At 46.9% G+C, this 21,164-nt stretch carries 22 protein-coding genes; 19 read left to right on the forward strand and 3 right to left on the reverse strand.

From position 1 onward, the window contains the following. The first annotated feature begins 193 nt into the window (after positions 1-193). From lpxK to H8K32_RS12940, 13 genes are all read left to right on the forward strand, one after another. Complete coding sequence (gene lpxK, locus H8K32_RS12880; RefSeq protein ID WP_246447342.1) at positions 194-1,210, forward strand: tetraacyldisaccharide 4'-kinase; 1,017 nt, start codon at positions 194-196, stop codon at positions 1,208-1,210. Continuing rightward, positions 1,191-1,376, forward strand: coding sequence for a Trm112 family protein (locus H8K32_RS12885; RefSeq protein WP_186912939.1), 186 nt, complete (start codon positions 1,191-1,193; stop codon positions 1,374-1,376). Before lpxK ends, H8K32_RS12885 begins: the two co-directional genes overlap by 20 nt. Positions 1,377-1,400: 24 nt before the next feature. Beyond that, a complete protein-coding gene (gene kdsB / locus H8K32_RS12890; RefSeq protein ID WP_186912940.1) occupies positions 1,401-2,171 on the forward strand; it encodes a 3-deoxy-manno-octulosonate cytidylyltransferase in 771 nt (256 codons plus the stop codon). 227 nt (positions 2,172-2,398) lie between these two features. Further along, positions 2,399-3,055: an adenylate kinase gene (adk, locus tag H8K32_RS12895; RefSeq protein ID WP_186912941.1), complete on the forward strand. Its 657-nt coding sequence runs from the start codon at positions 2,399-2,401 to the stop codon at positions 3,053-3,055. Positions 3,056-3,276: 221 nt separating this feature from the next. After that, positions 3,277-5,472: a sodium-translocating pyrophosphatase gene (locus tag H8K32_RS12900; protein WP_186912942.1), complete on the forward strand. Its 2,196-nt coding sequence runs from the start codon at positions 3,277-3,279 to the stop codon at positions 5,470-5,472. Positions 5,473-5,794: 322 nt separating this feature from the next. Beyond that, positions 5,795-6,553 carry a 3-hydroxyacyl-CoA dehydrogenase gene (locus H8K32_RS12905; protein WP_186912943.1) on the forward strand — a complete coding sequence of 253 codons (759 nt, stop codon included), beginning with the start codon at positions 5,795-5,797 and terminating at the stop codon, positions 6,551-6,553. A 127-nt stretch (positions 6,554-6,680) separates the two neighbouring features. Continuing rightward, positions 6,681-7,877 (forward strand): patatin-like phospholipase family protein, encoded by a 1,197-nt coding sequence (locus tag H8K32_RS12910; RefSeq protein ID WP_186912944.1) that lies wholly within the window; start codon positions 6,681-6,683, stop codon positions 7,875-7,877. A gap of 98 nt (positions 7,878-7,975) precedes the next feature. Beyond that, complete coding sequence (locus tag H8K32_RS12915) at positions 7,976-8,347, forward strand: guanyl-specific ribonuclease (protein WP_390311617.1); 372 nt, start codon at positions 7,976-7,978, stop codon at positions 8,345-8,347. A gap of 33 nt (positions 8,348-8,380) precedes the next feature. Then, entirely contained in the window at positions 8,381-8,776 is a 396-nt protein-coding gene (locus H8K32_RS12920; RefSeq protein ID WP_390311616.1) for a barstar family protein, read from the forward strand. Positions 8,777-9,021: 245 nt separating this feature from the next. Next, positions 9,022-9,627 (forward strand): phosphoribosylglycinamide formyltransferase, encoded by a 606-nt coding sequence (purN, locus tag H8K32_RS12925; RefSeq protein ID WP_186912947.1) that lies wholly within the window; start codon positions 9,022-9,024, stop codon positions 9,625-9,627. Between the two features lie 157 nt (positions 9,628-9,784). Then, the gene (locus tag H8K32_RS12930; protein ID WP_186912948.1) at positions 9,785-11,041 is read left to right on the forward strand and encodes an RsmB/NOP family class I SAM-dependent RNA methyltransferase; all 1,257 of its coding nucleotides are present in this window, start codon (positions 9,785-9,787) and stop codon (positions 11,039-11,041) included. 58 nt (positions 11,042-11,099) lie between these two features. After that, positions 11,100-12,419 (forward strand): mechanosensitive ion channel family protein, encoded by a 1,320-nt coding sequence (locus H8K32_RS12935; RefSeq protein WP_186912949.1) that lies wholly within the window; start codon positions 11,100-11,102, stop codon positions 12,417-12,419. A 130-nt stretch (positions 12,420-12,549) separates the two neighbouring features. Beyond that, positions 12,550-13,752, forward strand: coding sequence for a DesA family fatty acid desaturase (locus H8K32_RS12940; protein WP_186912950.1), 1,203 nt, complete (start codon positions 12,550-12,552; stop codon positions 13,750-13,752). A gap of 462 nt (positions 13,753-14,214) precedes the next feature. Here the strand turns inward: H8K32_RS12940 and rpmG are convergent, their stop codons facing one another. The 3 genes from rpmG to radC form a co-directional block, all read right to left on the reverse strand. Next, positions 14,215-14,382, reverse strand: coding sequence for a 50S ribosomal protein L33 (gene rpmG / locus H8K32_RS12945; RefSeq protein WP_110257750.1), 168 nt, complete (start codon positions 14,380-14,382; stop codon positions 14,215-14,217). A 25-nt stretch (positions 14,383-14,407) separates the two neighbouring features. Further along, complete coding sequence (rpmB, locus tag H8K32_RS12950; RefSeq protein WP_162021243.1) at positions 14,408-14,644, reverse strand: 50S ribosomal protein L28; 237 nt, start codon at positions 14,642-14,644, stop codon at positions 14,408-14,410. Positions 14,645-14,771: 127 nt separating this feature from the next. Then, positions 14,772-15,446, reverse strand: a complete 675-nt coding sequence (radC, locus tag H8K32_RS12955) for a RadC family protein (protein ID WP_186912951.1) — start codon at positions 15,444-15,446, stop codon at positions 14,772-14,774. A 116-nt stretch (positions 15,447-15,562) separates the two neighbouring features. Here radC and H8K32_RS12960 point away from each other — a divergent pair, with 116 nt between their 5' ends. The 6 genes from H8K32_RS12960 to H8K32_RS12985 all read left to right on the forward strand — a co-directional run bounded on the left by H8K32_RS12960 (position 15,563) and on the right by H8K32_RS12985 (position 21,097). Next, positions 15,563-16,018: an FKBP-type peptidyl-prolyl cis-trans isomerase gene (locus tag H8K32_RS12960; RefSeq protein ID WP_186912952.1), complete on the forward strand. Its 456-nt coding sequence runs from the start codon at positions 15,563-15,565 to the stop codon at positions 16,016-16,018. 4 nt (positions 16,019-16,022) lie between these two features. Then, positions 16,023-16,958, forward strand: coding sequence for a 4-hydroxy-3-methylbut-2-enyl diphosphate reductase (gene ispH / locus H8K32_RS12965; protein WP_186912953.1), 936 nt, complete (start codon positions 16,023-16,025; stop codon positions 16,956-16,958). 509 nt (positions 16,959-17,467) lie between these two features. Further along, on the forward strand, positions 17,468-18,397 hold the full coding sequence (locus tag H8K32_RS12970) for a branched-chain amino acid ABC transporter permease (RefSeq protein ID WP_186912954.1): 930 nt from the start codon (positions 17,468-17,470) through the stop codon (positions 18,395-18,397). An 11-nt stretch (positions 18,398-18,408) separates the two neighbouring features. Further along, the gene (locus tag H8K32_RS12975; protein WP_186912955.1) at positions 18,409-19,590 is read left to right on the forward strand and encodes an ABC transporter permease subunit; all 1,182 of its coding nucleotides are present in this window, start codon (positions 18,409-18,411) and stop codon (positions 19,588-19,590) included. A gap of 11 nt (positions 19,591-19,601) precedes the next feature. After that, positions 19,602-20,372, forward strand: a complete 771-nt coding sequence (locus H8K32_RS12980) for an ABC transporter ATP-binding protein (RefSeq protein ID WP_186912956.1) — start codon at positions 19,602-19,604, stop codon at positions 20,370-20,372. Further along, positions 20,372-21,097, forward strand: a complete 726-nt coding sequence (locus H8K32_RS12985) for an ABC transporter ATP-binding protein (RefSeq protein ID WP_186912957.1) — start codon at positions 20,372-20,374, stop codon at positions 21,095-21,097. The genes H8K32_RS12980 and H8K32_RS12985 overlap by 1 nt, the downstream gene beginning before the upstream one ends. Positions 21,098-21,164: the final 67 nt, after the last annotated feature.

The raw sequence follows: 21,164 nt of genomic DNA on the forward strand, positions 1-21,164 counted from the left end.
TTTCTCTGAAGCGATTGCAAAAAGAGGGCGGGAGTATCTGGTTTTGTTGCTCTGAGATTGTTTAATTTCAATGCGAGATTAAATTTTTATAGTAATACTGCCGGGGAGTAAGTTTTTTCCGGGAATGTGGGTAGGTATTTGCATGCAAGCGCGTTTGGGCTCCTCGCTACAATCATGGCTACAGTCATGGATCATGAGAAATTGGCAAAAGCGTGGTCTTTGGGCTTGCGCTTTATGGCCATTGTCCAGGTTATTTCAATTAATCGTTTCATTCCGCTTTGGCTTGTTCGTACTTGGTTACAAACCACAGACCAGAGTCGAAGTGCCGGTGGTGGTGGTCGGCAATATTTTTGTCGGCGGGACTGGGAAAACGCCTTTGGTCATCTGGCTGGTGCAGCAATTGCAGGCTGCTGGTTTCAATCCCGGTGTCATTTCTCGCGGTTATGGCGCGCATGCTGACAGTGTGGTCGTACTGGACACCGCGTCGCAGGCATCGCAAGTGGGTGACGAGCCTTTGCTGATTGCACAGTACACCAATGTGCCGGTCGCAGTAGGGCGTGACCGTGTGGCCGTTGCACGCTGTTTGTTGGCAACACGCCCGGAAATCGATGTGTTAGTTGCTGACGATGGCTTGCAGCATTATTTTCTTGCCAGAGATATTGAAATCATGCTGTTTGATCAGCGCGGCACGGGCAATGGTTGGATGCTGCCTGCCGGGCCTCTGCGCGAACCTGTGCAGCGTCGGCGCGACTTCACGGTGCTCAATGCTGGGACTGATGTGCCATTGGCCAGTGTTCCTGGTATGCCTGCAGATACGGTGCGTATGCAGTTATTGCCACAGCACGTCTATCAACTGTGCGACCCAAAAGTACGCAAACCGCTAACAGACTTGCGTGCTGAAAAAATGGTTGCAGCAGCAGGTATTGGTAACCCCCAACGATTTTTTAGTATGTTAAGTGCCGCCGGACTGAGGTGCTCAAGTCTGCCTTTAGCTGACCATTTTGAGTTCGATGCGCAGACTTTTATGCAGATAGATGCCGATTGCATTCTGATCACAGAAAAGGATGCAGTAAAATGTCGTCAAATTCCAGTGTTGCAAAACGATGCGCGGATCTGGGTCGTGCCGGTACTGGCACAACTTGATAGCGGTTTTGCGACTGACCTTCTACAAATGATTTCGGAGAAAAAGCATGGACGCTCGCCTGCTTGATGTTTTAGTTTGCCCTTTATGCAAGGGACCATTGGTGTATAACAAAACTGCGCAAGAATTGATTTGCTATGGCGACAAAATGGCATTTCCGGTTCGTGATGATATTCCTATCATGTGGGCGGAACAGGCGCGCACGCTGACGACGGAAGAAATCGACGCACGATAATTTGAAAGAAATCAGGAATCCCGCATGAGTTTTGTTGCCATTATTCCCGCCCGTCTCGCTTCGAGTCGTCTTCCTAACAAGCCCTTGGCAGACATTGCTGGTAAGCCCATGGTAGTCCGCACCGCGGAACGTGCACTGGCTTCCGGTGCCAGTGCCATTATGGTGGCGACTGACCATGCGGATATTGTGGCGGCTTGCGAAGCGCATGGTATCCCGGTCTGCATGACCCGTGCAGATCATCCGTCTGGTACAGATAGGATTGCCGAAGTCGCCGCTCGCATGAATTTGGCTGACGATGCTGTGGTGGTGAATGTGCAAGGCGATGAACCTTTGATTGACCCTGCGTTGATTGCGGCCACGGCTGCCTTGGTCAATGCGACTGTTCCTATGGCAACGGCTGCGCATCCTATTCATGATGTGCAGGATGCATTCAATCCAAACGTGGTGAAGGTAGTTTTGGATAAGCAGGCACGTGCTTTGTATTTTTCCAGAGCGACAATTCCGTGGCACCGCGATGGATTTGCTGATGGCTTGGTTGCCAATCGTCAGCGTTTTCCAACGGAGTATCAGCCTTTGCGCCACATCGGGTTGTATGCTTACCGCAACGATTTTCTAAAAAAATATCCGCAGCTCGAGGTATCGCCTTTGGAGCAAATCGAAGCCTTAGAACAGTTGCGTGTATTGTGGCATGGCTACTCTATTGCGGTGCATGTGACCACTGCTAGCCCGGCGCCAGGGGTGGATACTGCCGAAGATTTAGAAAAAGTCAGGCAATTTTTCTCAAAAATTGTTTAAAAAATTAAAGAACTTCGCCACGATTTCATGCTAAAGCATCAATAATGCAGAAAATTGTGGTAAGTTTCGTGAAAAGAAACTGTGCTATTACTGACTTTTCAGCGCCAAAAGAAAAAATAAATACGTGCTGAAAAAAAGTGAAGTGCAAATAAAAGCAGTAAAAATTCAGTATGTACCTGCTTGGTACATGCCCAAAATAAATTCAAACTCGTCTTAGGAAATAGAAAATGCGTCTTATTTTATTGGGAGCACCAGGTGCTGGCAAAGGCACTCAAGCCAATTACATCAAAGAAAAATTCAATATTCCACAAATTTCTACCGGCGACATGTTACGTGCAGCAGTGAAAGCTGGCACGCCATTGGGTCTGGAAGCTAAAAAAGTGATGGATGCTGGTGGTTTGGTGTCGGATGATATTATCATTGGTCTGGTCAAAGATCGACTCAAACAGGCTGATTGCGCCAACGGTTACTTGTTCGACGGTTTTCCGCGTACGATTCCTCAAGCTGACGCAATGAAGGACGCTGGCGTTCACATCGATTACGTGTTGGAAATTGACGTACCAGATGAAGCCATCGTTGACCGTATGAGTGGTCGTCGCGTGCATCCAGCTTCTGGTCGCAGCTATCACGTTAAATTTAATCCGCCAAAAGTCGAAGGTAAAGACGACGAAACAGGCGAAGATCTGATTCAGCGTGATGACGACAAAGAAGAAACTGTCAAAAAGCGTTTAGCTGTCTACCACGATCAAACCAAAGTATTGGTTGGTTACTATGGGGACTGGGCAAAATCTGGTCAGCCAGGTGCACCTAAATATCGCAAGATTGCAGGTGTTGGTCCGGTTGAAACGATACGCGACAGCGCATTTGCAGCATTAGCAGAATAAAAAAAAGCGGACTGAATGTCCGCTTTTTTTTACGCCTTTTATTGGGCGGCAGATTGCTGGTAAATGAGGTTTGCAGTGCTTTTTATCTGCACGTTTGATCGCTGGATGCGATTGAAGTGTAGCAAAGAAGAAATGGTCTTGTTTTATCTGGTTTTACTTTGTCGTCAAAAAGTCAGCCGCACTCATAAGGTGGGCCGACAATAACAATAGGAGGAGTCAACATGACAGCAAGTCTTTGGTTCGTCATCGCATGCGGCGTGGTTGCCGTGCTCTACGGTCTGGTCTCACGTAGTTGGATTTTGCGTCAGGATGCTGGTAACCCACGCATGCAGGAAATTGCTGCGGCGATTCAGCAGGGAGCGGCAGCTTATCTCGCCAGACAATACCGCACCATTGCGATGGTCGGTATTATTCTTTTTATCGCGATTGCGGCGATTCCTGGTTTAGGACTGACCACGGCCGTTGGTTTTCTGATCGGTGCGGTCTTATCTGGTGCTTGTGGTTTCATCGGGATGAACGTTTCTGTGCGCGCCAATGTGCGTACCGCTCAAGCTGCGACTAAAGGCATGAACGAAGCGCTGGATGTAGCGTTTCGCGGTGGCGCTATCACTGGCATGTTGGTGGTCGGTCTGGGCTTACTAGGCGTGACCATTTTTTATTGGGTGTTGGTGAGTTCAGCATCAAATGCAGCTGGACAGGTTCTGTCCCAACATGATGTCATCAAACCCTTAATTGGTCTGGCTTTCGGCGCTTCCCTGATATCTATTTTTGCCAGACTTGGTGGCGGTATTTTTACCAAAGGCGCGGATGTTGGCGCCGATCTGGTTGGTAAAGTCGAGGCAGGTATTCCTGAAGATGATCCGCGTAATCCAGCAGTGATTGCAGATAATGTCGGCGATAACGTCGGCGATTGTGCGGGTATGGCGGCGGATTTGTTTGAAACCTACGTCGTCACGCTGATCGCCACCATGTTATTGGGCGCGCTTGTCATCACCAATGCGGTCACAGAAGCGATTGTGTATCCTTTGTTGTTAGGCGCGGTGTCTATTCTTGCTTCTATCGTCGGTTGTTCAGCAGTCAAAGCCAAACCTGGTAAAAAAATCATGTCGGCGCTGTACACCGGTTTATGGTGGGCGGCTGGTTTGTCATTGATCGGCTTCGCTATCGTGACCTGGCAAGTATGGCCAGACGATGCGATGCGCTACAAAATGATGGGCGCAACTGTTGTGGGTATTGTGCTGACGGGCTTGATGGTCTACATCACCGAATACTATACCGGTACTGATTTCAAACCCGTACAGCATGTGGCGCAAGCCTCTACCACAGGTCATGGTACGAATATTATTGCCGGTCTTGGCGTATCGATGAAATCAACGGCGTGGCCAGTATTAGCAGTCTGTGCGGCGATTCTGGTGTCGTATTCATTAGCAGGTCTCTACGGCATTGCGATTGCAGCGACAGCCATGTTGTCGATGGCTGGGATTATTGTCGCACTTGATGCCTATGGCCCGATTACGGACAATGCGGGCGGTATCGCCGAAATGGCGGAAATGCCAGCTTCAGTACGGGCTATTACTGATCCGCTTGATGCCGTAGGTAATACGACTAAGGCTGTCACAAAAGGTTATGCGATTGGTTCTGCTGGCTTAGCGGCGCTCGTATTATTTGCCGACTATACGCATGCGCTGGATTCGGTCGGCAAATCGACCTCGTTTGATTTATCCAATCCGCAAGTCATCGTTGGCTTATTTATCGGTGGTTTGATTCCTTATCTGTTCGGCGCGATGGCAATGGAGGCGGTAGGGCGTGCTGCCGGTGCCGTTGTGGTTGAAGTGCGTCGCCAGTTCAAAGAAATCAAAGGTATCATGGATGGTACGGGTAAGCCTGAGTACGATAAAGCGGTAGATATGCTGACCACCTCAGCGATCAAAGAAATGATCCTGCCTTCCTTGTTACCGGTGATCGTGCCGATTCTGGTGGGGCTTTTGCTGGGGCCAGCAGCTTTGGGTGGCTTGCTAATGGGAACCATTGTTACAGGTTTGTTTGTCGCGATTTCTATGACAACAGGTGGCGGTGCCTGGGATAATGCTAAAAAGTACATAGAAGATGGTCACTTTGGCGGCAAAGGTTCCGAGGCGCACAAAGCGGCGGTGACTGGTGACACCGTCGGCGATCCCTACAAAGACACAGCAGGGCCAGCAGTCAATCCTCTGATTAAAATTATCAATATTGTTGCTTTGCTGCTAGTCCCATTGTTACCCGCAACTGGAACGACATTATTCAGCGCCGCTTCGACACAATCTGTGGCTGTCAATGCGGCGAGTTCTGACTTACCGGTGGCAGCTAAAGTTAGCACTTTGCTCTCATCCGTACCATTGAAAGACGCTAAAGCAACCACTCCAGTGCTCAAGCAATAATCCTGCTGACGTATTCATTATTGTTTCAAAGGAAATTGAACGCGAAATCGTGCGCGAATAAAAAGATGGCAAACGCCTCGTTAGCCATCTTTTTTTATTTCCATCGCAAAAATTAGATGCAATAATACAGATGTGACGTTTACGTAAACGTAATATGCGATGACCGTATGCGTAACTGTTTATTTTGACGCGAAGACGCTAAGATAAACGCGAGCTAGGGCAACCTAAGCCAATATTAAGCAGACTGTGCAGGTGGTCGGGTGATTAAACCCAAACACTGCGAATTTATTTCATTATTCAGCGAACGGAAAAGAGACAGAACATGCAAATTCAGAATGGCGTATTTATTATCACTGGCGGTGCCTCCGGCCTTGGTGCAGCAACCGCAAAAATGATCGTGGCAAACGGCGGTAAAGTTGTTTTAGCCGACGTTCAGGTTGAAGCTGGTGAAAAGTTGGCAGCTGAATTGGGCGGTAAATTTGTGAAATGTGACGTAACTTCCGAAGCCGATGGCAAAGCGGTTGTTGACGCAGCTTTGGCAATGGGCGCGGTGCGCGGTCTGGTGAATTGTGCTGGCGTTGCTCCGGCAATCAAAACCGTCGGTAAAGATGGTCCGCATCCACTCGATGTATTCCAACGTGTTGTGAATATCAATCTGATCGGCACTTTCAACATGTGCCGTCTGGCTGCCGATGCGATGGGGAAAATGGAGCCAACAGAACAAGGTGAACGTGGCGTAATCATTAATACCGCATCAGTTGCTGCATATGATGGACAAATTGGTCAGGCTGCATATGCCTCTTCTAAAGCAGCTGTGGTTGGTTTGACGCTGCCGATGGCACGCGACTTGTCTCGCAGCGGTATTCGGGTGATGACGATTGCACCAGGTATTTTCGAAACGCCAATGTTATTGGGCATGCCGCAAGAAGTGCAAGACGCTCTCGGAAAAATGGTGCCGTTCCCACCACGCCTCGGCAAACCGGAAGAATATGCGCACCTGTCGAAAACCATCATCGAAAACGTGATGATGAATGGCGAAACAATACGTCTCGACGGCGCAATTCGGATGCAGCCAAAATAAACAGGCTATTGTCGATTGTTGTTTTTGACAATCAATCACAATTTCGAACGGCAATGCAGCATGACAATTTCTTAGCAGGCTAATACACTAGGGCAAATCTCGATTTGCCCTTTTTTATTGGAGTCGAATGAGTCACAACGCAACAACGGGATTAATTCTGACTGGCGGCGGCGCTCGTGCTGCTTACCAGGTCGGTGTTTTGTCCGAGATTTCTAAGATATTAATCGAGGCTTCCTGGAAGTCCGAAACGAATCCATTTGGTATTATTTGCGGCACCTCGGCGGGGGCGATCAATGCCACCGCCCTCGCTTGCCGTGCAGACCATTTTGGTGAATCCATCGCCAATGTGTTAAGCATTTGGGAAAACTTTGATGCTGCACAGGTCTATCGCGCTGACTCGCTTGGCGTTATTCGAAGCGGTGCGCGGTGGTTGTCGCTGTGGTCATTTGGTTGGCTGTTGAATAAATGGCGTAAGTCGCCACCAAACTCTCTGCTGGATAACTCGCCACTAGAAGATCTGTTAAACCGCATGCTTGATTTGCCGCGTCTGGATTCAGCATTTCAAAGCGGAAGCTTACGCGCTTTGGCAGTGACTGCTTCTTCCTATACGGCAGGACAACATCTGACTTTTTATCAAACCCTGGCCGATATTGAGCCTTGGGTCAGAAGTCAGCGCCTGGCGCAAAGGGATTTTATTGCAATTCCACATCTGATGGCCTCGTCAGCGATTCCGTTTATTTTTCCGGCCGTACCCTTAAATTGGGGTGGTCAATTAGAGTATTGCGGCGACGGTTCCATGCGCCAGTTAGCGCCAATTTCTCCGGCAATTCATCTCGGCGCACAAAAAATACTTATCGTCGGTGCGGGACGTCTGGCAGAGCCACCTTCAGTCAGAACCGAAGTGGCGCGCTATCCTAGTCTGGCGCAAATTGCAGGGCATGCTTTATCAAGTATTTTTCTTGATAGCCTTGCAGTGGATATTGAACGACTCATGCGTATTAACAAAACTTTGTCGATGTTACCTCCTGAATTTTTAGAGAAAACACCGCTCAGACCATTGGATTTACTGGTGATTGCACCTTCGGAGCGACTTGACGATATCGCAAATCGGCATACGCACAGTCTGCCATTACCGGTACGCACGATGTTGGGTGGTATCGGCGCGACCGAGGCACGTGGTTCTGCACTGGCTTCGTATTTGTTATTTGAATCGAGTTACACCCGGGAGCTAATTGAACTAGGTCGCAAAGACACGCAAGCCAGAAAGCAAGATGTACTCAACTTCTTTGCCTCTCCGCCACAAGGCGACATGATGGAGGACTGATAGAGGATTTATCTTGAGTTTGTCTATTCCGCGTGAATCCTTTATGATCTTTACGTTAATAATATGCTTTTCTGAAAATTACTTTTTTGAGCGATATGATGCTTAATGTTAGATATTTGTCGCGTTTTTTGTTGCTTTTACTGTTTTCTTTGCTTGCTTCGCTTTCCGTCGCCAAAGATAATAGTGCATACATTGCAGTAGCTGAACTGCCAAGAGAAGCTCAGGCTACATTGAGCTTAATCAAGCAAGGTGGTCCGTTTCCGTATGCCAAAGATGGCGTCACCTTTGGCAACTATGAATCGCGCTTGCCGCGGCAAAGGCGTGGTTACTATCATGAATATACGGTACCCACACCGGGCGCCAGAAATCGCGGTATACGCCGAATTATCGCTGGCGCCGATCCCGTCAGTTCAGGCGAGTATTACTATACCGATGATCATTACCAGACTTTTCGTCGTATCAAAGAATAGTGAATAGTGGTGAATTCTATGACTGAGGAAAAAATAGATTTACTTGCAGGTACTGCACCTAACATGGTGGAGTCAATCCGCGCCTTTCATATTCCTGATCTGCAAGCGGAAGCTGCCAAGACCGGACAACACTTTCTTTATGCTTATTGCCTTGAGGCAGAAACACGCTTGCAAGTCATTGCCAAGATTGCAGCATCGTTTGGTTTTCCCAAAACATGTAGAAACCTCGATGCCTTGTCTGATTGTCTGACTGATCTGATCGACCAGGCTGGACCGCAATCTGGTTTTGTCATTGTGTTGGAGCAATTACCAGATAGTCCCAAATTTGATAAAGAAGCCCGTGAGACTTTATTGGATGTATTTCGAGATGCCGCAGATTTTTGGGCTGAGAAGAAAGTGGCGTTCAGAGTTTTTTATTCTTTCGAATAATTAAAACCTTTGAATAATCTCTTTGGCGGCCTTGACTTTTGGTCGAGTGCAACCCGCCGAAACTCACATTGCATGTCATCCGCACGGATTGTAGCTTCCCTACGAATTATGCTATCCCTCACTGGTTTCGTGTTGATTATTTGCAAGGGTTTTTCAAAGGTCTACACCATTGTTTTTATTGAAATAAATCACCTGTTTAACATTTTTATTTGGGGCTTAAGCCCGGACAGCGGTACAATGCCGCCATGAAAAAGATTGTTATCCTCATTTCTGGTCGTGGTAGCAATATGCAAGCGGTGGTTGAAGCTTGTGTAAACCAAAAATGGCCAGCTCAGATAGCCGCCGTAATCAGCAATAAAACAGATGCCAGTGGTTTAGAATATGCTGCAAGCAAGGGCATACAAACCGCGGTCGTGGTTAGTAAAGAGTTTTCTCAGCGTGAAGCATTTGATGCCGCACTTCAGCAAAAAATTGATGAATTTTCGCCCGATATCGTTGTTTTAGCCGGATTTATGCGGATACTCACGCCTGCGTTTGTGAAGCATTATGCGGGGCGCATGTTAAACATTCACCCTTCATTGCTGCCAAGTTTTGTTGGTCTGGCAACGCATCGTCAGGCGTTGGACGCCGGTGTGAAATTACATGGGGCAACTGTGCATTTTGTGACTGCAGAGCTGGATCATGGGCCAATTGTTGCCCAGGCAGCGGTACCAGTTCATAACGATGACACTGAAAACAGTCTGGCTCAACGCGTGCTTGAGCAAGAGCACATCATTTATCCACGAGCTGTACGTCAGTTTGTGGAAGGTAAGATCAGTATCGTTGGTAATATCGTCAGATTCAACGACTAAAAGACAGACTTACGTAACATCGTTTTTAGCGTCACCGCTTTAGCTTGCTGCACTATTGACTGGTGTGAATTGCTGTGTCTGAACGATTATATTGTGCTTAAGTTCTTGAAGATCAAAAAAGGTCACATTGACCGCTATCGTATTTTAAGGAAACACCATGAGATTACCTCCAGCCATCATTGGTCACGCAGAAGAAGTATTGCGTGAGATTTTACGATTTACCGGCCCTGCGGATGGTACTTTGTCGCGTTATTTCCGCGAACATCCACGGCTTGGCTCACGTGAACGCGGCGTCATCGCTGAAGCAATTTATGGCTTGTTACGTAATAAGTCGGTGTACACCAGTTTTTCTGAATCTGGTTCTGGTCCGGCGATGCGTCGTTTGACTTTATTGGGTCTGGCGGACGCTGTTGGTGTTGATTCTCTTGGTGGTCTGACGGAAGAAGAAACAGCGTGGCTGGAGCGCGTCATGCAAATTGACCGTAGCCACTTGCCAGTAACAATGAAGGCCAACATGCCTGCCTGGATCTGGGATAAATTGAACACCCGCTTTGGTGAAGAGCAGGCGTTGGCGTTGACCACGTCTTTAAACACACCAGCACCGCTGGATTTACGCGTTAATGCAATCAAAGGTAGCCGTGAAGACGTGATCGCGTCTTTGGCGCAAGCACCGATTCTGGCTGAGCCTACACCGTATTCTGCGAGTGGTTTGCGCGTCATCAAGAAGCCATCGATCCAAAATTTACCTCTTTTCAAAGATGGCACTATCGAAGTCCAGGACGAAGGTAGTCAATTGCTGGCGCAGTTAGTGGGCGCACGTCGTGGTGAGATGGTGGCAGATTTCTGCGCTGGTGCTGGTGGCAAAACGCTGGCATTAGGCGCACTGATGCGCAACACGGGTCGTTTGTATGCTTTCGATATTTCTGAAAAACGTCTGGCAAAGCTGAAACCACGTCTGGCGCGTAGCGGCTTGTCTAACGTGCATCCAGTAGTGATCGCGCATGAAAAAGATGCAAAAATCAAACGTCTGTCAGCCAAACTTGATCGTGTTTTAGTCGACGCGCCGTGCAGTGGTCTGGGCACCTTGCGCCGTAATCCTGATGTGAAATGGCGTCAGACTGCAGAAGGCGTAGCAGAATTGAACGTCAAACAGGCTTCGATTCTGGCAAGTGCGTCACGCATGGTGAAGCCAGGTGGTCGTCTGGTTTATGCGACGTGCAGTATTCTGGACGAAGAAAACGAAGATATCGTGAATGCTTTCCTGGCGGAACACGCAGACTTTACGCTGGTTCCTGCTTCTAAAGTATTAGCCGAGCAAAAAGTCGAGCTTGAAATGGGCGACTTTCTGAAGCTTTATCCACACATCCATCAGACTGACGGTTTCTTCGCCGCCATTCTCGAACGCAACAAATAATTCACTTCATTTACTCATCTCCGTACTCAGCGGAGGTGAGTTATTTGTCATTTACATTATGACCGCTCAAATTATCACGACACTCATTTCAGATTTAGCAGATGATTTTCGTGCCCCGCAGTTCTTATGGCAGGTCGGCACAGTCGTTGTTTGCTTTTTATTGGCGTGGCAACTTTCGCGTGTGTTGCGCAGGCTCTTTTCCCACGGTGAGTCAACTCATGGTGTGATGCGCTTAGGTGTAGAAAGTTTTTCCCGGGTACTTTCGCCAGCCTTAAACATGGTGTTTTTGCTGATTGGTGAAGCGATTTTGGGGCGTTGGCAGCATACGCATTTGTTGACCTTATTATTTCCTATCATTGGCTCTTTAGCGATTATTCGCTTCGGTTTTTATGTGGTGCGAAAGACGTTTTCGCGTGACGGCCAAATTGGTAATTTTCTTGCCATCTTTGAAAAATTGTTTGCAGGTCTGGTCTGGGTCGGTGTTGTTCTGCATTTCACAGGACTCTGGCCGGATGTGTTTCAAGCGCTTGACGATATTGTTTTGCCTATAGGTAAAAACAAAGTTTCTTTGCTTAATATTCTGCAAGCGAGTATTTCAGTCGTCTTGACGATGGTGATTGCATTGTGGGCGAGTGCAGCGCTAGAAGCGCGACTCATGCTTTTGCCAAGCATGCATTCCTCGCTCAAGGTTGTGTTGTCGAGGGTGGGGCGGGCGTTGTTAATTTTAGTGGCTATTCTGGTGAGTCTGACTTTTGTTGGGATCGACTTGACGGTCCTATCAGTGTTTGGCGGTGCACTAGGCGTTGGCCTTGGTTTTGGTTTGCAAAAAATCACCAGCAGTTATGTATCTGGTTTCATTATTTTGCTCGATCGTAGTATGTCCATCGGCGACATGATCACGGTAGATAAGTTTAATGGGACTGTGACACAGATTAATACTCGCTACACGGTCTTAAAAGGGTTTGATGGCGCCGAATCAGTGATTCCCAATGAAATGCTGGTTTCGAGCCCGGTACAGAATTTCTCCCTGACTGATCGCAGCGTCGTGATGACGACGGATCTGATTGTTTCTTACCAGACTGATCTCGAAGCAATTTTGCCTTTGTTAATTGAGGCAACTGCAAAAGTAGACAGGGTTGCCCAAGATCCTGCACCTGCTGCATACTTGATGAAATTTGGGGCCGACGGTTTAGAGCTACGTGTTGCATTCTGGATTCCAGACCCGGAAAATGGACGTACTGGCGTGTTGTCGAATGTCAATCGCGCACTCTGGCAGGTGATACAGGAGCATAAGATTGATCTACCATATCCCCAGCGTGTGGTTACTTTAGTATCTCCGGGTGCCACTAATACCCCAATTGTCCCTCCAGTTCGCTAAGGTATAATGATAAATTGGTGCGTATCCTCTAAAAGCGCGTACAATGCGGTCGCGCTTATATTTTATTTCGCCCTCGCTTCTATGTCATATAAGCTAAGAAGCATACGTTAACAACGGAGTACATGTCATTTTGAGTACATTTATTGATACAGTTGTCGATTTCCTGTCCAACGGTTTTACCCGTGCTACGGGATGGCAAGTCTTTATTTTTACGATGGTTGTTACCCATATCACCATCGCGAGTGTGACGATTTTTCTGCATCGCTGCCAAGCGCATCGTGCTTTGGATTTGCACGCGATTCCAAGTCATTTCTTCCGCTTCTGGCTGTGGCTGACGACAGGCCAGGTCACTAAAGAATGGGCGGCGGTTCATCGCAAGCATCATGCTAAATGTGAAACCGAAGAAGATCCTCACAGCCCTCAAACGCGCGGCATTAAAAAGGTCTTAACTGAAGGTGCTGAGTTATACCGCATTGAATCTAAAAACTTAGAAACAATACAAAAATACGGTCACGGTACACCAGATGACTGGATGGAACGTAATGTCTACACCCGGTTCAGCTGGCAGGGTGTGGCCTTGATGCTGATTATTGATTTCCTGTTGTTCGGTGTCGTTGGCGTTACAGTATGGGCTGTGCAGATGATGTGGATCCCTGTGACAGCTGCTGGAATTATTAACGGCATTGGTCATTACTGGGGTTATCGCAATTACGATTGCGTTGATGCATCGACAAATATTTTCCCTATCGGCATTTTGATTGGTGGCGAAGAGCTGCACAACAATCATCATACTTTTGGCACCTCGGCAAAATTGTCCTCAAAATGGTACGAGTTTGATATCGGCTGGATGTATATCCGCTGCATGGAAACCATCGGTTGGGCAAAGGTTAAAAAAGTTGCTCCGGAACCAAAATTTGCGGAATTGAAGTCCGTGATTGACATGGAAACTTTGCAAGCTGTCATTACTCATCGCTACGATGTCATGGCAAAGTACACTAAGTCCCTGCGTCGTACCTGGCGTGATGAAGTGGCTTCTTTGCGCGAAAAAGCGCAATTTGAAGCCGCACGCCTGAAGTTAACAAAGAAATTACTACAACGCGAACCTACAAAGCTGGAAGCACCTCAGAAGCAGCAATTGTCTGAAGTGCTTGCACATAGCGCTGCATTGAAGACGATGCATGAGATGCGCGTGGAACTGGGGCTGATCTGGGAACGCTCTACCGTGAGCCGTGAACAGTTGGTGCAGCAATTGCAAGACTGGTGCACACGTGCTGAAGCATCGGGCATTCAAACCTTGCATGATTTCTCCCGTCGCTTACGCACCTACGCCTAATGATGGCAAGTTAGTTTAAAAAAGACACCATGCGGGTGTCTTTTTTTTTCGAGTATTGATGATGACTTTACTCTAAGGCTCTTGCTGCTACGCGTCGTCACAAATAGCCGTGAATGTATCACTCTTGCGCAAACGGAAGAAGAGGCAGAGGCTGTGAGGGAGGAGGAATTCTGAGTTCTTGAATGAAGCAGATATAGGGTTGATCCAAACCGTTATTTTTGCACAAACTGTAAGCTCGGCGAAATTTGTATCCTCCCTACTACGTTGATTGGTATTTATTGATTCGCAAATTACTGTGTTTAAAGCGACGAAACGTCGTAGTGCCGTTGCTTTTTAGGTAAGAGAATGTTTTTTTGGTAGTGGGCACTACCTGCGGCCATCGCATTGATGTCTGAGCATAAAGGCTAAAAGTAAAAAACCCCGCAAAATGCGAGGTTTTTTACTTTCCAGAAAGAAGCAAAATTATTTAATTTTGGTTTCTTTGTAGATAACGTGCTTACGTGCTTTTGGATCAAACTTCATGATCTCCATTTTTTCAGGCATAGTGCGCTTGTTTTTGGAGGTTGTGTAGAAGTGACCAGTTCCAGCTGTAGATTCCAGCTTGATTTTGTCGCGACCAGATTTAGCCATGATATTTTCCTAACAATAGTTTAGCTTAAACTTTTTCGCCGCGAGCACGCAGGTCAGCCAAAACGGCATCGATGCCGACTTTGTCAATGACGCGCAGACCAGCATTAGACAAACGCAGAGAAACCCAACGGTTTTCTGATTCTACGAAAAAGCGACGATTTTGCAGATTTGGCAAAAAGCGACGTTTTGTTTTGTTATTAGCGTGGGAAACATTGTTGCCAACCATTGGCCCCTTCCCAGTCACTTGGCATACACGTGCCATGATTAACTCCTTAATAGTTTCCGAAATTGGAAAAAATGAGAGTATAAACAAAAAACTGTGATTTATCAACGACTTGTGAAAAACAATTGTGTCTTATTGGATTATAAAATTTAACAATTTGACTTTGCTACATTAAACCATGCTCCGCAAACGAATACACATGCGGGTTGGCAACGATAAAATGGTCCAGAACTTTGATATCGACCAGACCTAAAGCTTGTTGTAAATTTTTCGTCATATCAATATCCGCACGACTGGGCTCGCACGAGCCAGACGGGTGGTTATGGGCGAGGATGATGGCAGCAGCGTTGTGAAACAGTGCCGTTTTGACGACTTCTCTGGGGTAGACGCTGGCGTGATTCAACGTGCCTCTGAATAGCTCCTCTGAAACGATCAGCCTGTTTTTGATATCGAGAAATAAAACTGCGAATGATTCATAGGTTTTATTTCCTATAAGTAATTGCAAATAGTTTTTGACTGCTTGAGGTGACGATAGTGAGGTATTGACTTTTAACTCTTCATTGATGGCACGTTTGGCTAACTCTAAAACTGCATGTAATTGTGCAAATTTGGCGCTTCCAAGGCCATGTAAGGCAGAAAAATCTTTGATGTTGGCACTGAATAGTTTGGAAAGTGATCCAAAATGATTAATCATGTCTCGCCCAAGATCAACAGCACTCTTGCCGCTGACACCTGTTCTAAGAAAAACGGCAAGTAATTCTGCGTCTGAAAGAGCAGTCGAACCTAATTTAATTAATCTTTCGCGTGGACGCTGATCTTCAGGCCATTCGTTGATTGCCATTACCTTATTCTCCTATAAGAGATGAGAGAAAAATTTTCAAGAGCAAAAGCTGGCTTACAATACTGGCTTATTCGCTGACTTATTTGTCGAAGCTTTTCATTTTGATTAAACCAGATATGACCACACCCGATACCCCTGTCGTCACCAAAGACGCCTACCTGACATTACATTACCGACTTGCAACATTAGATGGTCAAGATATTATCAGCACCTTTAATGAAAGCCCCGCAACTTTACAAATGGGTACAGGTCAGCTTGCACCTGAACTGGAAAATACTTTGTTAGGATTTGCCGAAGGTTCGCACGTCACACAAGAGCTGGCGCCAGAAAAAGCTTTTGGTCCACGTAATCCTGAACTGGTTCAGCGCGTTTCAGTTGAAACATTGAAAGCAAACTCCGCTTTTGGTGAGCAATATGTAATTGGCGATCTGGTTGAATTTTCTGCGCCTTCAGGCGGTCGTTTTGCAGGTGTGTTGCGCTCGGTCGATGAGCAAGGTTACATTTTCGATTTCAATCATCCTTTGGCAGGTCAATCTGTCTTGTTCGAAACTAAGATCATAGGAATTTTGTAAAAATATGGATAAGGAAATTCTGTTAGCGCAGCCGCGCGGTTTCTGTGCTGGTGTTGATCGCGCAATTGAGATTGTTGAACGTGCTTTGCAGCAATTTGGTGCGCCAATTTATGTTCGTCATGAAATCGTGCATAACGCTTATGTCGTCAATGATTTGAGATCCAAAGGTGCGGTCTTTATTGAAAATTTAGAAGATGTCCCGACTGGGAATACCTTAATTTTTTCTGCACACGGTGTGTCGCAGGCAGTGCGCAAAGAAGCGGAAGAACGTGGGGTAACCGTTTTCGATGCAACTTGTCCGCTGGTCACAAAAGTTCATATGGAAGTCGTTAAAATGCGACGTGAGGGGCGTGAGATCATTATGATCGGTCACGAAGGACACCCTGAAGTCGAAGGAACCATGGGACAAAGTGACGACGGCATGTATCTGGTTGAGACAGTAGATGATGTGGCGACATTGAGTGTCACTAATCCAGACATGCTGGCCTATGTGTCGCAAACCACGCTGTCCGTGGATGATACTGCGGAAATTATAGGGGCGCTGAAACTGCGTTTTCCAGCGATTAGCGAACCGAAGAAGGGTGACATCTGTTATGCGACAACGAATCGTCAGGAGGCTGTCAAATTTATGGCACCGCAAGTCGAATTAGTCATCGTTGTCGGAAGTCCGAATAGCTCCAACTCTAATCGTTTGCGAGAAGTCGCAGAAAAGATGGGAGCGACCGCTTACATGGTTGACAATGCTACTCAGATTAATCCTGAGTGGCTGCAAGATGTGCAGCGGGTCGGCGTGACGGCCGGTGCTTCGGCACCAGAAGTGTTGGTTGATGAAGTAATCGCCCGTTTGCGTGAACTTGGTGCACGCAGCGTTCGTCCACTTGACGGCGTGGAAGAAAACGTTACTTTTCCTATGCCAAAAGGATTAAGCGGAGCGAAGTAAAACCTCCATGCAACAAGCGTGATTTCTAGATTTGATTTAAATCAGGCTTTTCTCTGGTTTTCGATATTTTATTTTGTGAATTCGTGTTTATGATGGCGCACATTCAAATTTGGGCATTCCCCAGTTTGTAAAACGTGTATGCTGAATTAACGTATTTGTGGAAAATACGTAGATACGGGTGGTATTTTTACCACTAGGATAGGGCTGTCGATGGGTATAATCGCCGCCACTTCCATGGTGTATTCAAGAAGTCTAAATATTAGAAAAAACTTTTACCAAAAGTTGCAGAGGAGATTTGAATCATGTGTAGTTTACGTAATATTGTCACTCTCAGTATGATGACGCGCCTTTTTGGGTAGCCTACCCTACAACTTGAGCGGCACCTTTTCGATAGGGGTGCCGTTTTTGTTATCAGGAACAATTTTTGCTGTAAAAAGTATGAAGGCTTATCCGCTGTTTCGTACCAAGCCAGTTGAAATTTCGATTCGTTCATAGAGAGAGATGCAAATATGGATACCTTTATCCAACAAATTATTAACGGCCTTGTATTAGGTAGTATGTATGCACTGGTCGCACTCGGTTACACCATGGTTTATGGCGTGCTTAATCTGATTAACTTCGCTCACGGCGACGTGCTGATGGTTGGTGCGATGGCCGGTTTGAGTATTCTTAAAGTTCTGCAAGAAGTCGCTCCTGGCATGCCAGGTATTGCGATGCTGATGATCGCAATCATCGGCGCAATCCCAGTTTGTATCGCCGTCAACGTACTGATTGAACGTGTTGCATATCGTCGTTTGCGTAATGCACCGCGTCTGGCCCCCTTGATTACAGCGATCGGTGTTTCTATTCTGGTGCAGACATTTGCGATGATGATCTGGGGCCGCAGTCCGGTTTCATTCCCACCAATCATGCCGACCGTTCCGGTACAAATTGGCGGTGCTGTGATTTCTCAAATTCAGATTCTGTTACTGGTTCTGGCGACCATTGCCATGATAGGACTGGTACTGCTGGTGGAGAAAACCAAAATGGGCCGTGCTATGCGTGCCACAGCTGAAAACCCGCGGGTGGCTGGCTTGATGGGCGTTGACTCTAATAAAGTGATTGTCGCAACATTTGCGATTGGTGCCGCTTTGGCAGCGATTGCTGGTGTGATGTGGACCGCCAACTACTCTTCTGCACAATTTGCGATGGGTTTTGTGCCCGGTCTGAAAGCATTCTCTGCTGCGGTGTTGGGTGGCATCGGTAATATCTACGGTGCGATGGTCGGCGGTATTTTGCTTGGGCTTATTGAGAGTCTGGGCGCTGGTTATATCGGTGATTTGACTGGTGGCATTTTAGGCAGCCAGTATCAAGATATTTTCGCCTTCGTGGTTTTGATTATTGTTCTGACATTGCGTCCATCCGGCATCATGGGTGAACGTGTTGCTGATCGTGCTTAAGGGGAAGATCAATGTCGACTATATTTGACGTAAAAGCTAATCCAAAAAAAGCCTACACAAGCTTTGCCTTGTTGGCAGTTGTGCTGTTGTTGTTTCCATTCGTGGCAGCTAACTTCGGTAACTCATGGGTGCGTATTATCGACTTCGCGCTGCTATACATTATGCTGGCGCTGGGGTTGAATATTGTGGTGGGTTTTGCTGGTTTGCTGGATTTGGGCTATATCGCGTTTTACGCGACTGGTGCTTATCTTGCGGCGATTTTTGGTTCGCAGCAATTTGCAACGATTCTCGAATCGTTTATCGATAATTATCCTGCACTCGGTAACTTTTTAGTCGCAGTATGTGGACCAGAAATTACTAAAAACGGCATTCATCTGTCTGTTTGGGTAATTGTACCGTTTGCGGCTGTTATTGCTGGTATGGCTGGTGCTTTGCTGGGTGCACCAACATTAAAATTGCGTGGTGACTATCTGGCAATTGTGACGTTGGGTTTTGGTGAAATTGTACGTATTTTCATGAATAACATGAATTCACCAGTCAATTTCACTAACGGGCCTCAAGGTATCAATATGATTGATCCTATCCGCGTGTTTGGTGTGTCACTGGCGGGTGAGGGGGGGATAGTCAACTTTGGCAGTTTTTCGATGCCGTCAGTGAACGCTTATTATTTCTTATTCCTGGCGTTGTGTATCTTTATCGTGTTTGTTTCATTGCGTTTGCAAGACTCCCGTTTAGGTCGTGCATGGGTGGCAATTCGTGAAGATGAAATTGCAGCGAAAGCGATGGGGCTGAACACGCGTAATATCAAGCTGCTGGCATTCTCGATGGGTGCTTCGTTTGGTGGTGTATCTGGCGCAATGTTTGCATCATTCCAGGGTTTCGTTTCTCCAGAATCGTTCTCACTGATGGAGTCGATCGTTGTATTAGCGATGGTGGTATTGGGTGGTATTGGTCATATTCCTGGTGTAATTCTGGGCGCAATCTTGTTGGCAGCATTGCCTGAGGTATTGCGTCACGTGGTAGAGCCAGTTCAAATGCTATTGTTCGGAAAAATCTGGATTGAAGCTGAAGTTCTGCGTCAGTTGTTGTACGGTCTGACGATGGTGGTTGTGATGTTGAATCGTCCTGCGGGTTTGTGGCCAGCGCCTAAACACGAAGACAGAATCGCTAAAACGAACGAAGCAGCAGCTTAAGGAAGATCAAGATGACTGAAGAAACAATGTTGAAAATTGAAGGTGTGAATAAGCGTTTCGGCGGTTTACAAGCACTTTCGAATGTAGGAATTAATATTAAAAAAGGGCAAATCTACGGTTTGATCGGTCCTAATGGCGCCGGTAAAACGACCTTCTTTAATGTGATTACTGGTTTGTACCAGCCAGATACCGGTACGTTTGAACTTGCTGGTAAGCCTTATTCTCCATCTGCTCCGCATGAAGTAGCGGAAGCAGGGATTGCACGGACATTTCAAAATATCCGTTTGTTTGGTGAAATGACAGCGTTGGAAAACGTCATGGTAGGACGTCATATTCGTACTCATCAAGGTGTTTTTGGTGCGATTTTCCGTCATGCAGCGGCACGTAAGGAAGAAGCGGAAACGCGCCAACGTGCGCAAGAGTTGCTGGACTTTGTAGGTATTGGTCAATTTGCCGACCGTACTTCAAAATTCCTGTCGTATGGTGATCAACGCCGACTGGAAATTGCTCGCGCCTTAGCAACTGAACCAAAATTGTTGGCACTTGATGAGCCTGCGGCGGGTATGAATGCAACCGAAAAATTGGCATTGCGCGAATTGCTGGTCAAGATCAAGGCCGAAGGAAAAACAGTTTTACTGATCGAGCATGACGTTAAATTGATGATGGGTTTATGTGACCGCATCACCGTGCTCGAATATGGTAAGCCGATTGCAGAGGGCATCCCATCAGATATCCAGAAAAATCAGGCAGTGATTGAAGCGTACTTGGGAGGTGCTCACTAATGGCTGAGAACGTATTAAAAATCAGCAATCTGAAGGTTGCTTATGGTGGTATCAAAGCTGTTAAGGGCATTGATCTTGAAGTCAACAAAGGTGAACTGATTACCTTGATCGGTGCCAATGGCGCTGGTAAGACCACCACTTTGAAAGCTGTTACCGGCACTTTGCCTAGTTGCAAAGTCGAGGGTGATATTTTTTATTTGGGTGAAAATCTCCGTGGTAAAAAGTCATTTGAGTTGGTGACTAGCCACTTGGCAATGGTTCCTGAAGGCCGCGGTGTTTTCACCCGTATGACCATTCATGAAAACCTGATGATGGGTGCTTACACCAGAAATGATACTGCCGCCATCAATGACGATATCGAAAAATGGTACTCCGTTTTCCCACGCTTGAAAGAGCGTTCGGCGCAGTTGGCAGGTACTTTGTCCGGTGGTGAGCAGCAAATGCTGGCGATGGCTCGTGCATTGATGAGCCATCCAAACTTGCTATTGCTCGATGAACCATCGATGGGTTTGTCGCCTATCATGGTCGAAAAAATCTTTGAAGTGGTTCGCAACGTATCAGCACAAGGCGTGACTATTTTGCTCGTTGAGCAGAATGCAAAGCTGGCTCTGCAAGCGGCGCACCGTGGTTATGTCATGGATTCAGGTTTGATCACGATGAGCGGTAATGCGAAAGATATGTTGGACGATCCTAAGGTCCAGGCGGCTTATCTGGGTGAAGCTTAAGTCTGAGATTCAACCATGAGAAACAAAAAAGCCAGTCAGTTTTTTTTCTGACTGGCTTTTTTTATAC

This window comes from Cognatundibacterium jejuense (genome assembly GCF_014284255.1).
GTDB lineage: Bacteria > Pseudomonadota > Gammaproteobacteria > Burkholderiales > Burkholderiaceae_D > Undibacterium > Undibacterium jejuense.